General features: G+C 36.6%; 14 protein-coding genes. 1 reads left to right on the top strand and 13 read right to left on the bottom strand.

What is annotated here, in order from left to right; genetic code table 11:
* Nucleotides 1-670: 670 nt before the first annotated feature.
* The gene (locus J8L73_RS15015; protein ID WP_211018277.1) at nt 671-916 is read right to left on the bottom strand and encodes a hypothetical protein; all 246 of its coding nucleotides are present in this window, start codon (nt 914-916) and stop codon (nt 671-673) included.
* A 249-nt stretch (nt 917-1,165) separates the two neighbouring features.
* Between J8L73_RS15015 and J8L73_RS15020 the strand changes: the two genes are divergently transcribed.
* Nucleotides 1,166-1,444 carry a hypothetical protein gene (locus J8L73_RS15020; RefSeq protein ID WP_211018279.1) on the top strand — a complete coding sequence of 93 codons (279 nt, stop codon included), beginning with the start codon at nt 1,166-1,168 and terminating at the stop codon, nt 1,442-1,444.
* A 511-nt stretch (nt 1,445-1,955) separates the two neighbouring features.
* Here J8L73_RS15020 and J8L73_RS15025 read toward each other — a convergent pair.
* The 12 genes from J8L73_RS15025 to J8L73_RS15080 all read right to left on the bottom strand — a co-directional run bounded on the left by J8L73_RS15025 (nt 1,956) and on the right by J8L73_RS15080 (nt 16,492).
* Entirely contained in the window at nt 1,956-2,732 is a 777-nt protein-coding gene (locus tag J8L73_RS15025) for a DNA/RNA non-specific endonuclease (protein ID WP_211018346.1), read from the bottom strand.
* 483 nt (nt 2,733-3,215) lie between these two features.
* A complete protein-coding gene (locus J8L73_RS15030; protein ID WP_211018281.1) occupies nt 3,216-4,040 on the bottom strand; it encodes an alpha/beta hydrolase in 825 nt (274 codons plus the stop codon).
* Between the two features lie 339 nt (nt 4,041-4,379).
* Complete coding sequence (locus J8L73_RS15035; RefSeq protein ID WP_211018283.1) at nt 4,380-7,217, bottom strand: response regulator; 2,838 nt, start codon at nt 7,215-7,217, stop codon at nt 4,380-4,382.
* Nucleotides 7,214-8,380, bottom strand: a complete 1,167-nt coding sequence (locus J8L73_RS15040) for a hypothetical protein (protein WP_211018285.1) — start codon at nt 8,378-8,380, stop codon at nt 7,214-7,216. Before J8L73_RS15040 ends, J8L73_RS15035 begins: the two co-directional genes overlap by 4 nt.
* 9 nt (nt 8,381-8,389) lie before the next feature.
* Complete coding sequence (locus J8L73_RS15045) at nt 8,390-9,205, bottom strand: type II secretion system F family protein (RefSeq protein ID WP_211018287.1); 816 nt, start codon at nt 9,203-9,205, stop codon at nt 8,390-8,392.
* Nucleotides 9,202-10,077, bottom strand: coding sequence for a type II secretion system F family protein (locus tag J8L73_RS15050; protein ID WP_211018289.1), 876 nt, complete (start codon nt 10,075-10,077; stop codon nt 9,202-9,204). The genes J8L73_RS15045 and J8L73_RS15050 overlap by 4 nt, the downstream gene beginning before the upstream one ends.
* A complete protein-coding gene (locus tag J8L73_RS15055) occupies nt 10,074-11,369 on the bottom strand; it encodes an ATPase, T2SS/T4P/T4SS family (RefSeq protein ID WP_211018290.1) in 1,296 nt (431 codons plus the stop codon). Before J8L73_RS15055 ends, J8L73_RS15050 begins: the two co-directional genes overlap by 4 nt.
* Before the next feature lie 6 nt (nt 11,370-11,375).
* Nucleotides 11,376-12,143, bottom strand: a complete 768-nt coding sequence (locus tag J8L73_RS15060; protein WP_211018292.1) for a hypothetical protein — start codon at nt 12,141-12,143, stop codon at nt 11,376-11,378.
* Between the two features lie 67 nt (nt 12,144-12,210).
* A complete protein-coding gene (locus J8L73_RS15065; RefSeq protein WP_210999394.1) occupies nt 12,211-12,600 on the bottom strand; it encodes a hypothetical protein in 390 nt (129 codons plus the stop codon).
* Nucleotides 12,601-13,142: 542 nt separating this feature from the next.
* Entirely contained in the window at nt 13,143-13,820 is a 678-nt protein-coding gene (locus tag J8L73_RS15070) for a hypothetical protein (protein ID WP_211018294.1), read from the bottom strand.
* On the bottom strand, nt 13,817-15,736 hold the full coding sequence (locus J8L73_RS15075; protein WP_210999396.1) for a pilus assembly protein N-terminal domain-containing protein: 1,920 nt from the start codon (nt 15,734-15,736) through the stop codon (nt 13,817-13,819). Before J8L73_RS15075 ends, J8L73_RS15070 begins: the two co-directional genes overlap by 4 nt.
* Before the next feature lie 183 nt (nt 15,737-15,919).
* Nucleotides 15,920-16,492: a tRNA-(ms[2]io[6]A)-hydroxylase gene (locus J8L73_RS15080; RefSeq protein ID WP_211018296.1), complete on the bottom strand. Its 573-nt coding sequence runs from the start codon at nt 16,490-16,492 to the stop codon at nt 15,920-15,922.
* Nucleotides 16,493-16,536 lie beyond the last annotated feature (44 nt).

The raw sequence follows: 16,536 nt of genomic DNA on the forward strand, positions 1-16,536 counted from the left end.
GGGTTGTATGGCGCGCAACAAAGAGCCGTTGCACCCCAAAGTAATGTTGGCCCCTGCGGGGCTTTTCTCTGATTTATGATGCGCGCCCTAAAAGGGCTGGGAACTGTTACTACTTGCTGCCCCTCGCTACGCTTCGGATGCAGCAAGCCCCTTGTAAACCGCGATAAGATTAACCGAACTCAATCGGTACTTAGGCTAATTACAATGTAGGCGCTACACCCGAAGTCGCATTGAGGGGCTTACCAGAGCACGCTATTTAAGTGTGCTTTGGTAAGCCTTACTTCGGTTGGCGGTGTGTCTAGGTAAACGACCCGCAAGAATGACTTAAAAGAGCTTGCAACCTCTGCCCCCCTTATGCCCCTGCTCATTCTCATAACGTTGGCCGTGTTCCTAACGGTTATGTGCGAAAGGCTGCGAACCTTCTATTACCCCAATTGGGCGCTTATCCTAGCCAATAATGTTATCGCTTCGTACAGGTTGAACTGTCGGCATTGTTCCCGTGATAGCTCAATTGAGGCACTCAATCCCCACGATTTTAGTGTACGTAGACCACAAAACTCTTTGATCCAATCTACGCACGCACCCCAAAACCATTTATTTAACGAGTATGTTTTTAGGTAAAGCCACCGTAATGGCCTTAGCTAAAAACACAAAACCAGCACAAGGCTGGTTAATTTATTAGGTTTTGGGCTTTGGCCTCAGCCTTTAGCCTTTTGTAGCTTTGGGGTAAGACTTGAAAGTGTGCGCTGGGTTTTTGGTCTTTAACACAGGCGATAATTTCACAATCATCATTAAATGATAGTGAATCAAAATAGGCACACAGGCTGCTTGTAATAACCATCCTTTTAGTAAAATTGATACTGGCTGCATCGTTAAAAGCAGTGTCTAAACTGAGTGTATTTAAACGTTCTTTCATTGTCTTATTCCCTAAGCTTGGCATGTAAATTTGCTTTATTTGTTCATACTTGGTCTAGGTTGTGGCAGTTATTGTATTGCGCAATAACTGCCACTTGCTGCCAAGCATGGATTGAAACAGCCTGTTGACTGATTCGGAAAGATAATAGAACGCAAGCAGGGATTTAGTCAACTACCAGCGTGCTAATGCATATCACGTTGACTAAGACTATAATCAAATTACCGACACGCCAAGACGGATTCAAAACATATGAAAATAACCAACTCGCTAGAGCTACTAGACTGGTTCAGAGATACCGCAGGTATTGACTCAGACTACATGGTTTGGAAATTGACAGGTATAGCAAAACAAACACTTAGTTACATAAGAACAGGTGAACGTGAGTTTGCAGAACATATCTCATTACAGTTACTTTTAATTGCAGACCACCCAGAACCCTTGAAAACACTGGCTTTGATAGAGGCAAACAAGGCAGAAAAGAAGGGAAAGCCTGAGATAGCTAAATTATGGCGAAAAAGTGCGGCTTAAATGAGTTTTAACCCCATCAAAATGTCGTTTCTAAAAAAGGTAATTTGGGGTCTGGCGTGCCCTGCGGCTGGGGTAAACTCTTACGATTTATATTATGTTAAATAAGGTATTTTATTATAATAGTAAGATAAAGTGCTTCATTATTTTATGTATGTAACCCCTATTTTCATCTATTTTATCTAGATCTGGCTTATATTTGTAATCACTCTTTAATTATCATTATTGCCAGTTTTAAATTATGGGTAATATTATTTCATCTAAGTTGGCTACACCTACAAATGTAACATCCACTAATAACTGAGTTAAAAAATTTTATCGACTCTCTAGTTAACCAATACTTAAGTTAACAAATGGCTAAGGATAAAATTAAATATTATCACTTAATGGTTTTTGCGTTCTTAGTTTTCCTATTTAAAAAGCTCTATTTTAATTAAGGTCTGTAACTATGAGTTTTAAAAGCCTTAAATAAATACACTTCAATTTAAGGCTTATGTTTTTATAATTTAAGTTTCTAGTTACAACCTAGCTCAGTACTTAAACCAAACACTGATGATTCAATTGTTTGCGCGTTGTTGTAGGATAAATTTGGCATGACGTTAATACCAGCACGTAATTCAACTTCATCAATACTTACTTGCGTATTACAAAAATTATCACTGCGGCTTGCTGATTGTTCCATAATAAACGCCGATGCTTTAATTGTGCTACCAGACAGCTCCATCACAATTTTAAAATAACCACTTGGTATTGTATGTGCTTCATTAGCTTGCGGTAATACTGCAAAGTAATATTCGTACAACGGCCCGGTTACTACGTATAAATCATTGCCATTACTAACATGATTTCGCACTGCGGTTTCAAGCGTAACCCATGGGCCCTGATTTAATGCAGATGATTGCGGCGTAATATTAGAAAGCAAGTTTGTTAGTTTCCAATCAGCCGTATTACTAAAAGATGCTAATGGGACTTGATGGCCTCTATCTGTATCTATTGTTGCGTACGCATCGGTATAATCACTAGGTTCTAACGTGTAGTGGGAATATAAATCTGGATCAGCTTTCCAACTTCTATTTCTAGAGGGTCCACTCATAGTTTTGGTAGTTACATGGTATGCAACCCAATCAGCAAACTTTGTATATCTATTATTTTTTAATGTATAAATACTTCGCTCAATGGTGTTGCCATTATTTAAGCCCGTTGGGCAACCTTGTAAACAATTAGCTGCGTTTGCACCATGAGTGAAACATAAACCTGTAAGTACTATTGATGCCTTTATTATTGTCTTGATTGTTATATCCTCAATTTAAAGAGGATGAAAATTAACAGCTCATTATTACAATAATATTTAATTAACTACATGTTTTTAAACATAAAAGTAAAATAATAATATTAGCCTAGGTTATTGGTGTTAATTAAGCACAAGTTAAAAACATACAAGCGCCCTACCTATCAATTGAGTTTTAATCACCTTGAGCAGCGCTAATAACCAAAGGTCTAATGGCGAGCTGTCTCTGAATACAAAGGTTAAATTACACAGATTTTCATTATGTTAAATTGACCGCTAATCGATTTCACTAAGGTGAATAACTACAATAGCTCACCAAAAACACACATTTTCTGGCTTAATATTGAGCAAATTTTGATGTCAGATACATTTTAGGTAGGATTTTTACTTTAAATATCGTGTTTTTAACTCAGTTAAGTATAGAACGCCCATAAATCTAACAAGGCATAACTGCCTCGTTAGATTGCTAATATACAACTTTAAGATTTAAAACGTTTTACCTTTTAAAAAGTCGCCTATTAATAGAGCTATTTTTTCAGGCTGTTCATCTAAACACCAATGCCCTGTTTTTTCTAACCATATAAGTGAAGAGTTAGGAATGGTTTGCTCTAACATGGGGGCGTATTTAGGTTTTTGAAAGTTATCTTCTTCCCCCCATAAAATGAGGGTCTCATGCGGTAAGCTTTTAAGTTCACCTGCAATTGCTTGCGTGTACTCTTTATTTAAACGGCGCATATTAGCAAACAATGCAGCTTTACCTTGCTCGTTACTCCATTGTTCTAAATAAACTTTTTTTAGTTCATCAGTCATTATACTTTTATCGTATACGCCTTTAGGCATAAAATCTTGTAGTGTATTTACAAATTCATCAACCGTTGTTTTTTCCTCAATACCAGGCTCAAGTAATGGTTCAAATTCTGGAATTGGCCAAGAGTCAAAACATATACTGTCGATTAAAATTAGTCCGTTCACTTTTTCAGGGTGATTTAATGCAATCAACTGTGCAATCCCACCACCAATATCGTGTGCTGCTATATGAGCTTTAGTGATGCCAAGGGAGTCCATAAACTTGGTAATTATTCTGCACTGCGCATTAATAGAAACATCTGTATCTTCAGGCATATCTGATTCACCATAATTTAGTAAATCAGGTGCAATCACTTTGTGTGATTTAGCAAGCTCAGGAATAATATTTCGCCATAAATATTTATTGGTAGGTATACCATGCAACAATAGTAATGGTGTGCCTTCCCCTACTTCTTGATATGCAATGTGATGACCTTCAACGCTAACGAACTGTGTCTTACTCATACTAATTTTTCCTTATCAATACTGATTATAAAATTTGATTATGTATCTATAAGCAAGAGCAATTTTCATCCCACATTACGTTTTATTTTTATCTGCCAATACTATTTTTATTAATGTACGTGTATACATTGCTCTGTAGGAGGATGTTGTAATGGCAAAAAGTGTCAATTTAAATAAAACGAGCATGTAATACATAGCTTTATTTAAACTTAACTTTATAAAGTGTGAAATAAAGAGTTAGCAGTATGAAATAATTACCGTTTAGTTTTTTAAAGTTAACGATTTTTGAGAATAATAATGAGATTAAGTTATCTTAATCCCATTATTATTTGCTCAACATTAAGAAATTATCTTTTTAATTTTATTAATTAAAATGTCCTGTTTAACCGGCTTTTCAAGCATGTCATCAAAACCTAACTCTACATATTTAGCGCTGCTATTATTTTGTGCATCAGAAGTATGCGCTATAATTTTGGTAACTTTATCACTGCTATGTTTTTTGATTTTTAACATAGCATCAGTACCCGAAAGTTCTGGCATCACAATGTCCATCAAAATAATGTCATAATCATTTTGTGAAACCATTAACATTGCTTCAATCGCACTACTTGCATAATCAACTGTTAAGTTTTCGTTTTTAAGCATGGCCTTAATTACCGTCTCAACAAGCGGTTCATCATCAACGAGTAGCAACGATTTAGACTTGAGTTTGTTAGGTACAATAGGTGTAATATTATTTTTAGGGGTTTCGTCAGTAACCTCATCAATATGCGTTACGTTTACCAATAACGATAAAGAAATAGTGGTTGTTTTACCTCTTTCGTTAATGTTGATAGCTTTTCCTCCTAGCATTTTAAATATTGATATAAAAAACTTAATCTCAAGTGTTGCATCTATTTCGTCATTAAAATTAATCGCTGTTTGATTTGATATTAACTTTAATTGAGATAAAAAATCATTGTTAGTAGTTAAGTTATTTATAGAAAAAATTAGATTTAAGTAGTCTCTTTTATCTTCATTTTCAATATTACTTTGAATAGTAAGCTGTGATTTATAGCTGCTTTCTAATAACTCCGTCGACAGCTGAATAACCAATTGAGATATTAGTTTTTCATCACTTACTACTGCTACTTTATTGTCTTTGTTATCTGTAATAACATTTTTTGTTTCTGAGTTTTTATTTAAAATCGATGCGCTATTACTTAGCATCTTGTTTAAGTTAATCTTATTAGCTTTTAATTTCAACTTTCCTGTTTGAGATTTATTAACATTAACAAGCTGCTGAATAACGCATTCGAGTTGTTCGCTCGCAGTATTTATATTGCCAATATGACCTTTAAAATCTGAGGCACTCATTGGTTTTTGAGCTATCTCTATAATAGATTTTAATGAGCTTAGTGGTGCTTTTAATTGCTGACTTAATCGTGTAACAAATTTTTCTTTTAATTGGTTAGATTGTTTTGACTTTTCAAGTACTTCTGCAAGCAATAGTTCTTTTTGATGCGCTTGTGTCTCATCCCTAAAGTAACACACAAATCCACCAAAATCGGTATGCCTTTGCACTACCGTGATCCAGCGACCATCGGTAAAACCAATATCAATAAGTTGGTTGTGTTCATTTGCTAACTTGCTGTGCTCTTTATAGTGATTAATCAAATTATTTTGCTGAGCAACACTAATGATTTGGCTGTAACTTAATTGAGTATTAGGTTTAATTATTTGTGCAAAAAGCTTATTAAATGCTTCGTTAGTAATGACCGGTAACTCATTATTATTAAAGATTGCAAAACCATGTGGCAGTGCATCAAGTGAGCTTGAAAACAATGACTCTCTATTTAAGATTAGCTTATTTTTTTGTTTAATTTCATCATGTAAGCGCTTTGGTAAACGTAAAAAGTAATATACAAAAGCAAACACTGCAAAGCCAATTAGCGCTAATCTAAATAAATCGAAGCTAGTTACTTTAGGCGTTAAAATTGGTTGATTAGGTTGTACATGTATTCTCCAGGTTGCAGGGAACCGGCTACTAGCTGCACTGATACTATTTGGTATAACGGATGCATTAATTTCACCTCTGCTACCTAACGTAAATTGCGGTGTAGTTATAAATAGATTGTAATTTTGAGTGTTTAATTTGCCTATAATAGCTTTTAAAAACTTACTAAGATCAAATGCTGTAAGTGTATATACAGAACCACTAGAAAGCTTAATTTCTGAAATTAGAAACGCAGTATCTGCAACAGTAAACACCTCCACGGATTGTTTATTAGCTCTATTGGAAAATCTATTTAGCCAATTTTTAAAGCCATAGGCTGCTAAATCAAAGTTGTTTTTTGACCACAATGCTAACTGATTATACTCACCATCAAACACAACAAAACCTTTGTAGTTTAGGTTTTCAGAGACTTGAGTTTTTACTAAATCACTTAATTGCTTTTGTGTATAACGTGTTTGGCTTTGTAAAAAGCCTGCAACTATTTTATCTTTTTGAGTAATGTATATTGCTTGATTATCAAAGCGCTCTAAGGCATCAAAAAGTGTTTTTCTTAGCTGTTGGGTTTTAGCTGCATATTCACTTTGTTGCTCTTTTTTATCCAGTGTATAAAGCAATAAAACCGAAAAAGAACAAATCACGAGTGCAATTAAAAAAGCAACTGGGGCTAAACTAAATAAGTGCACGAATCGGTTTAGCGATGGCGCTTTTTTAGTTTCTATGGGCTGGCTTTGTGATACGTTCTTATTAATTTGGCTTTGCAAAAGTTGTGCAAACGACACAAATTGATCTTTTTGCGAACCAATTAGTGTTTTTGGGGCTAAGTCAGCAATTATTAAAATGCCTTGCACATTGTTATTAGCGCCATAAATTGGATACTGTGCATAAAACCTTACCAAGCTACTGTTTTTATTAGTAAGGTTGTCGAATAACGTATCATCAATAATGTACATTTTTTCCTGATCACACTGATGCTGGTATGCGTTAAGCTCAAGATCAATATTGTAATGATCGTCGCTATTTATAATTTGTTGCGTGTAAACAGAGCTAAAATCGACATATTTAACAATGGCCGTGTCGTAAAACTGCCTCATCAAAGCCAAAGTTTCGTTTATGTCTTGTTTAATTTCATCATTTTCTAAATTAGAAATATCATTCACGTGAAAATTATTTGGTATATTCATGGACGCTCTCCTTCACCTTTTGCAGGTGTAGAAATCCAACGAGTACTATTAGCACTTGTATGTGATGGAAGTTTTACTTTAAACGGCGCTACTAAGTTACTTAATGCTGGCTCACCTGTTACGCTATTTAATACCGGTTCAGCTGAAATAAGATTTAGCGAGGTTTCGCAATAGGTTACGCCAGGTTCAATGCCTATTAGCGCAAGTGTTTGAATGATGATGTCGTTGTTTAATAAGTCTATCCCAAGTAATTCAAAAGTAGTTTCTAAAATAGTAAACACTAAGGTTTCAACAATATTTTCATCTTCTTCTAGTCGTGTACCTTCTGGGCAACAAATTGTGCCCAACTCTACATCTACGTTTGCAGCAACACCTACTAATGCTAGTGCATCTAAAGCTGTATTTAGCAAAGGTTCTACTTGCGGTAAGTAAATATCGAGTATGTCACCTTGTGATTCATAACCGGTTTGACAGCTATCACACGATTGAGACACTTGCTGACTGTCTATTCCTAATAACGGATTCCCCAATGCCGTTACACCTACTAAGCAACTACTATCAGCTTGTTGTTTATCAATAGAAAAACTCTCACATGGGTTGCCTGTAACTATTTTTTGCGATACATAACGCGATACAATTTCATCTCCTGTTGCAGGGCAAGCTAATGCAGTGCTTTTCAAAAGTAGACCTATAACACTTGAATCTAATTGCCCTATTGCGTAATTGGGCCCTTGTTGAAGTGCATTTATATAACTTACATTGCCACTATTGACTGTTTTACTTAATCCTAAACTGTCAGATAATTCATCGCTTAACCCTTTTAAACACGGATTGCCTTGGCAATTTGGGGCGTCGTAATATACGGCTTCACGAGATGTGAAACGGTCATCACGTATGCCAATTAATGCTCGGTAGGTACTATTTGCTTGGCGGTCTGTATAAAAAATTAAAGGGGCTTGGTGTTCATCAAATCCAATGGCAATGCCCAACGGTTTATTGTTAGCATCAACCACCGTTATTTGGTTATCTACTTTAGTATGGTAGCGTTTTATTAACGCATCTCGTACTAGAATTACTCCACCAATAGACCCTATGATTAAAATGGTGATAATTAAAATTAGCTCTATGGTAAGTATATATCCGCGTTGATATTGTTTATTCATACCGCGCTCCTATAACACTTCAACTAACATTTTTAGTACGTTCATAACCTGCAAGGCCGCAGGAAAAAACACCAATACTAGAAACATAGGGAAACAAATTAATATAATCGGAAATGTTGTGTGTAACGCTTTTTTGTTTACCTTTTTGGCAAGTAATATATTTTTTTTAAGAGCAAAGCTTTCAAGTTGAGATTCAACTGCTTGAATAAGCGGTGTGCCTAACTTTGACCCAATCAACATTAGATTAGCTAGTTTTTTTATACCCGCCACACCTGTTCTTTCATATAACGAGGTAAACGCTATTTCACGATCTTTACCTGCACTTAGCTCAAATAAAAAAAGCTTTAGTTCTTTATACAGAGGATGTTTTTTACTCAGTCCATGATCAACAGCTAATGCAAACGCACGCTCAAGTGAAAATCCAGCGCGCATGTATACTAATAAAACACTTAAAAAAAACTCTAAACTGCTGTTTATTTGTTGTTTACGTTGATCTTTTCTAAATAAAAACCAAAAATCAGGAGCAAAAAAACATCCTACACATATTAGTACTGTCGCTGTTTGGTTTAACTCATATCCTGTGATTTCAATTGCTGTAAAAGCGCAAAATGCTGCGGCCATTTTAAAACAATACATACTCAATAATATTTTGTTTATTTGAAAACCAGCTTGTCTAAATTGCTTTTTAGAAATAACAATCAGTGGGTACCAGTTAATATCTCTTTTAACGGGTTGTTGAACTTCAGCTTTCAAAGATTGCTTTTGAATATGGATAAAAGAACCCATACTCATTAGTAGCCCTACTAATAAAAATATATCTATCATAGCGTTACCCTCAAGCTTAAACGTAACCATAAAAAGCCGAACAACTGACATAATACGGCTACAGTTATAAATGCCATTCCGTTAGGGTTATTTAAAAGTGGGTCAAACCACGTTGGGTCGGTGTAGTTAAAAAGTGGTACTAACGCGTATGGTAAAATACCGCTAAACACAGCAGCATACTTGGTGCCCGACAGTTTTGCTTTAAGCTGTTGGCGGTCTAGCGTTCTCAAAGCCATCATTTTACATACGCTTTTTAACATATCAGTTAAGTCGCATTGGCTTTGTGTGTGCGTAATAATACTGTGAGCAAAAAGCCTAACTGTTTCGCAGTTGTAGCGCTGTATTAATGGGTAAAACGAGCTTTGTGCATCGCTTCCCATAGTCATACGTTGAACAAGTAAGTGGCTTTGTGCTTTTATATAGCTATCGGCATGTTCATCAGCAAATTGCATGGCTTGTTGAAGTGACATGCCTGTGCTTAAGCAAGATTGAACAGTTTCTATGTATTCTAAAAATAAATGCTCAAATTTCGCTAGTTTGTAATGGGCTAAATCAATTACAGTTATAAAGCAGCTAATAAATACCACAATAGATAATATTAATGCGCTGGTAGATGCCTCAGGGTAATACTGCTTTGCTATAAACCAGGTACTGCTTGCTGCAGAGCAAGCAACACTTATAAACAGTGCATTGCTTATATTGAGACCTAGCACTCTTAGTGAAAGTGTTAAAATGTCTTTTTCTTCAAGTATATCAATGTCATTAGGTACACTTGTAGTGGCTCTTTTAACGTTTAGAGTTATAAAAATACTTAACGCTAAAGTCAGCGATATGATACTGGCTATGGCAAGCAGGTAGTCAAGTTTACTCATAATGACTCCCCTTCATTGTGAACTAACAACGCTTTTAATTGTTTTTCGTTAGCGCCTTGGTTTTTCATAAATTCAATAACACTTGAATTTTCAATATTGCTTTTATTTGCTTGCTCTGTACTGGTTGCACTAAATAAAGAGCTAAATTGGGCGTGGCCATTAACGCTTTTTATTTCCCCAATACTTTTTAAAGAACGTACTCCGTTGGTAGTTCTTGATACATGTACAATCAACTGAATACTCGAAGCGATTAATGCACTCGTATGATTATCACTAAGCTGTGCGTTGTGTAACTGCACCAATGTAGATAAACGAGTTACAGCATCGCTTGCACTGTTTGCGTGTATTGTTGTCATTGAGCCCTGGTGGCCACAGTTCATTGCTTGTAGCATGTCTATTACTTCACCAGATCGCACTTCACCTACTAATATTCTGTCAGCGCGCATTCTTAGTGCTGCTTTAACTAAATCTCGTAAGCTAACAGCGCCCTTACCATCGCTGTTTGTATCATGCGCTTCAAGTTGAACAACATGGTTGTGATGCAAGTTAAGCTCAGCACTTTCTTCTATTGTTACAACACGTTCGTTAGGATTGATTGAGTTTGCAAGTACGTTAAGTAGCGTGGTTTTACCCGCGCCTGCATTACCACACACTAAAATGTTTACACCTAACTTAACGGCGGTTTTTAAAAAAGTAAGGGTGTTTTTAGATAAAACATTATTAGATATTAAAAAATCATCGTTAATTTTTTTATGATTAAACTTTCTTATAGAAACGATTGCAGCACTTGTGCAAGCAGGAGGTACAACAATATGCACCCTGCTACCATCTTTAAGTTTGCCATCGACTATTGGCATTAACGCATTTACCTGACGACCGCAGCTATCAAGTAAGCGGTCAACAAAGCGGCGAAGGTGGCGCTCATCATCAAACTTACTCGCGGTACATAGCAATTTGCCTTGCTTATCTACCCAAATATTTTGTGTGTCGTTAATTAAAATGTCGCTCACTTGATCATCGAGCATAAACTGGGCAATAGGCCCTAAACCTTGAATTTCATCATAAACGGCTTGCACTACTTGTGATTGTTGGTGGGAATTAAAAGAAGATTGCTCAAATTCATCTATATCAGCACAAAGCGCTGCTATTTTTTCAAGTACGCCTTGCGATAAAAGTGCAGTAGGATCTTGTTCGTATTCTTCTATTACTGCATCGTGTAAAACCTTTTTAAGCTCTTCAAATGTGCTTAAACTCGTTACAACTTCTTGAGGCTTACTTGATAAGTTAAACATATATACTCACTTAGCCACATACACAGCTTCGTTTTTCACACCTTTAACAACTTCAATAGTGCGACTGGTTTGTAATCTTGAAAAATTTTGTAATCTCCCTTGCTCGATGTCGTAAGCACTATGAACAATAATAGATACTTTATCGTCTAAATCGATACCTGCGAGTGAGTAAACATCTTTTGGTAGTACAGCTAAAACCAACGATACACCAGCAGAATCAGATGGTTGCTTACTTGATAAGTTATCCATCATACCTGGTTTTTGACCATTGCCTTTAGGCCCTTTTGACACACCAATAAGCTGTACGTCTCGTGCTACTGTTCTAACTAGGCGATTTGTCTTTGCTACAATATCTAAGCGGTCTCCTTTGTGTACTCGTGATAATGGAATATCTAAAGTGTTTAACTTTAGTGTGTAAAGTACTCGGCCTGCTGGAATTGCTTCGGATAAGTTTTGACTTTTAGCTTGAACAAAATCTGTTTCAAAAAGTGGCTGTTCAACCATTTTGTTTGTAGCTAGTTGTTTACCTATAAGTGCACGAGGGTTTTGAATGCTTAGCGCCATATTAGTATAGTTGCTTGGATCAATTTCTTTTTGAGCTACATCATTAACACTAATTGTTTGCCCTGCAGCCATGTTTTTATTAACCACCCATGCGCTGACTAAATCTTGCTCGTTTACCTGTCTTATACCTAATGCTGAAGCCAACATGCCAGAGGTGATAAGTAAGGTCAGTGCTGCTGTGGTAGCACCTTTGTTATTTTTACTTTTCATAATAATCCTCCTGACAAAACTTCACTGCCACACATTTGTGGCAGTGTGCTTAAACCTTTTATACAAACTAATTACCTTGCGATCCGCCTGCTGCTGTACGAGTAGCTGCATCACCGCTTGGTGTCGCATTAATAAGCGCTGCGCTTTCGCTAAAGTCTGAAGCAACAAAAGTAAATGAACTGCCATCACCAGCGTATACATCAACCGCATCTACATAACCTGAGCCAGAAACTTCGGCTGTGCCTTCTGCGTTGATCATTCCATCAAAAACATAACTTTGGTCTAATGAGCCAATTGCTTCTGCTACATCTTCAAGTTCGCTTGTTACTGAATCACGTAACGTCGATAAGCCAATTACAAGTGCAGCAACCATAGAAGTTGAAAGAATGATTAGTTCTGAAGTAAGTACAAAACCTTTTTGCTTTTTGCTGATTGAGTTAATTTTCATAGATTTCATAATGTTCACCTTAAATATGTAAGAGCTTATGCTCAATTTATATATAGCGAAGACCGTGCCAAATATAAAATCACATAATTTCAATAGGTTAAAACCAAATTGTTACTAGTAAGTCAAATCTCTTCGATATGATTCGCATTTTGCAAATCAATATTAAATTAAGTAATTTATTAGCGATTAAAAATTGTATAAAAAACGAACAGCTAAATTGAAATTTAAAACGGAATTGCGAACAAAGGATCATATTTTTAAGGCGTGTATATTATTTAAGTATAACCATGCATTAAGATTTAGCTCTTACTTAAAAGCTTTTATAAGAGTATTGTGCTGCATAACGTTAAGGCTTGTTTAGAGGCTTAGTTGATGATTATGCAAAAATCGTCCTGCGAAGATAACCTGGTGAAGTCTATAGATATTTAATGTTGAGCATCAGTGAGAAGAGCCAAGCTCAAAATAGTGATTAAACGATAAATGAGCAGGTTTCAACCCTAATAAAAAAGGCCTTTCGGCCTTTAAGTAAATAATACTAAGCTAAAAGTATATTAGCTTGTGCAGTTACCTAGCACAGATAGCTTGGCATAACGTGCTACAGCGTACTTATGGGTAGCATCGTGATTAATTGCTTGATCGTAGTAATTGCACGCTAACGAGTTATTTTTTGTCGCTTCTTCAATTAAGCCTTTGTGGTAAAAGTAACTACTTTTAGTCACCCCAAATTTGTAAGCTAATTCAAGATAGTTTGCTGAAATAACGTAGCCGCCTTGTGCATAATGTATTGACGCCATTTGTAGATAAGGCGAAGCCTCAGTGCCAAAAACGTCAATGGCATATTGAGCAACTTTTTTTGCCTTAGTAAAGTTGCCTTGATCTATTGCTAATGAAATACCAAGCGTTAATGTATTTAAAGGCGGATTTGGTAAATTAAGCAGCTGATTAACAATTTGTTGGGCTTGCGTGTTCCTACCCGTTTTATAATAGCTATAGGCACTAACTGATAAGATAGCCGTATTATTTGGGTGTTCAAGTAGTAACTGGTTTAACTCATGAACTAACGAAAGGCAATTAACAGCTTGAGCGCCTTCACATTTAAGCGGTGCTGATTTTAATTGGTATTTCGTTACAATATCGTTTAACGCATCATATGGGTTTACACTTGGTGCGTAATCTATGTGCGCACAGCCTGATAAGCTCAACGTAAAGAATAAAATGAACGTTCTCATAATCCTTGCTCCTGTAAATAGCTTATTAGTTGGGTATCAACATCAGCTTGTTGCCAAGCACGTAAACTGTTTACGGGCTCTCGTACTAAATTTGGTGTGACAACAATAATTAATTCTCTGTTGTTTTCGCTTTTACTCGTGGTTTCAGTAATTTTACCTAGCATGCTATTGCCGTTAGCATCCGGAACAAAATCATGGCTAGAGTTATTGTCGGTGCTGATCAGCCCACCAATAATCAAAGGTTGGCCATCTTGTAAGCGTGTAGAAGTCTGCATACTGCGCGTGTTAAACGCACTACTATTAAGGCTGCTGCCTGTGCTGTCGGCAATTTCAGCCGTAAGTGTAGTATCAGGTAACGAAATCACTGGGTTTAGATCAAGCGTAATACGGTCTTTATCATCGACTAAGGCACGAACACTAAGCTCTACCCCAAACGATTTAAATTCAGTACCACTAAACACCGATCCACTATTACCTTGTTGACCGCTAGTAACACCTGAAGGGCTGTAGCTTGTGGGCACTGGCACTTCGCCGCCAACTTTAAATACTGCACTTTCACCGGCTAACACAGTTAATGTTGGACGTGAAAGTGTGCGCGATATGCCCTCTTGTTCCAACAATGAAAACAGCATATCAATAGCAAATTGAGACGTTGAAAGTTGTAGGTTGTTAGTTAATTGCCCACCTATTAATTGCAATGCGTTTTCTATACTGGCAGATCCTGATTCGCGATTAGCCATCCCCTCAAGCCCAAATAAACCTTCCTGTTTTTCGTAGCCGTTAGAAAGTACGCTAATATCTGGACGCCATTGTTTTAAACGACGTTGATTAACTTCATAAAGCTGCACAGAAACGCGTACTTGCGGTAAGTCTTCAACTTCAATACTTGAGAGTACTTTACCGCCAGCTACAGATAATAAGGTAGCTCGCGCTACGTTAGAGCTAACATTACTTAAATTTAAACCTGAGTCTTCACTTAATAACCCACCAGATTCGTTAGCTAATACTTCAATAGCGCTGGTTTCATTTTGAGTCGCACTGCTCATTAACCCATTAGGGTCAAGTGGTGAGCCTTGGGTTTGCTGTGCTTGCTCTGGTTCAAACAATTTATTAACCGTATTTAATAAGCGTACTAGCTCTATTTGATTTTTTACTGTTCCTGAGAGCATAAATACATCGTTTTCATCGTTTGAAAGCTCATCAACAGATATACGTTTAATTAGAACCTTATCGGCGCCCATAGATTTTAAAACTTGCGCTATGCGTTCTTCTTTCGGTTTAGGAGCCTGCGTTACTTTAATAAGATTTATGATTGCTACTTTGCTAGAGCTTTGCGCTGCACCACCATTTAAATTACCCATTCCCTGAAGGCGTTGAGCAAGTGAGTTAAACATGCCTTGATTAGGGTTTGAGGTAATAACAGGCTGCGAGGACTGAGCGCTACTTGCGTACAAATAATTTTTAGCGGCTTCATGCGCTGCATGGCGATAATTTAGCGTAGGCACTTCACCTCTTAAAACAACTGCGTGTCTGTCTGGTGCGATAGTTAATTGTACATTTGGGTGTATATCATTTAGTGCATTTTCAAGAACGCTGTAGTCTTCGGTTACACCAAGTAAAAATGTTTCAGAGCTGTTATCGTCATACCACACCATCATAGATGTACGGCCAAGCTTTTTGGCTAATATTAATAACTCTCTGCCATCAACAACATTTACATCAAGCGTCGTTTCATGACCAAGCGCAACACGTGAAATATCTCGGTTAAACACAAAGCGAGTATGTGTCCATTTAACGAGATGGGATACTTTTTTTACACGTTCACCATTTGCATTTTCTATGTAATTTAAATTACTTTGTTGTGCTTGTGCCCAACCTGGCAAAAACAGCAATATAACGATAATAGCTCTAAACATACACACGTCCTCATTTATGCTTTGTTTAAACATTGCAATTATAGAGCCAGTGGTTATTTTACTTATGTATCAGTTGTTTGCGGGGTTTTGGAGAGGGTTTTAGAAGACTTTTATTAATTTGGTTTGCAAAATGCAAATAATGTTAGGAGTAATTGCACAGTGCAAAACACTGTGCAATAAAAATTAGTGTAGCGCTGCAGTAAATGGAATGCTTGCGCAAATTTCGGCTTCTGCAATGAGTAGTTCTTCAAGTCGTACATCTACTTCTTCTTTTTCAAAGTATTCATACGCAAGCTCTACAAATAAGTTTTTATGTTTTTCTTCTGATTTAGCAATAGCAACATAAAAGTCTTTTTCTTTACCCTCTGGAAGTGCTTGAGCTACCAGCGAAAAACGCTCATGCCCGCGCGCTTCAATAACACCGCCTACTAAAAGTCGATCCATTAAAAAGCCATCGCGACCGTGTCTAAATAAAGCACGAATTTGTTTAATGTACGGATCTTTTTTATCGTCGCCTAAGTTAGTATCACGCTCAATAAGTAGCTTAAGCACTTGTTTAAAGTGAATTAGCTCTTCTAGCGCAAGGTCGGTCATCGCTTTTACAAGTTTACGTTTGTCTGGGTAATGCGAAAGCATAGACATAGCCATACCCGATGCCTTTTTTTCAGCTGCGGCATGGTCTTGTAAAAAAGTATTAAAGTCGGCTAAAACAACTTCGGTCCATTCAAATGGGGTTTGGTATTTTAATTCAAACATTTTCTATACTACTTAAAAAATAATGCGGGGATTTTAGCGTATTT

It is taken from the genome of Pseudoalteromonas sp. MMG006 (genome assembly GCF_018101025.1).
Taxonomy (GTDB): Bacteria; Pseudomonadota; Gammaproteobacteria; order Enterobacterales; family Alteromonadaceae; genus Pseudoalteromonas.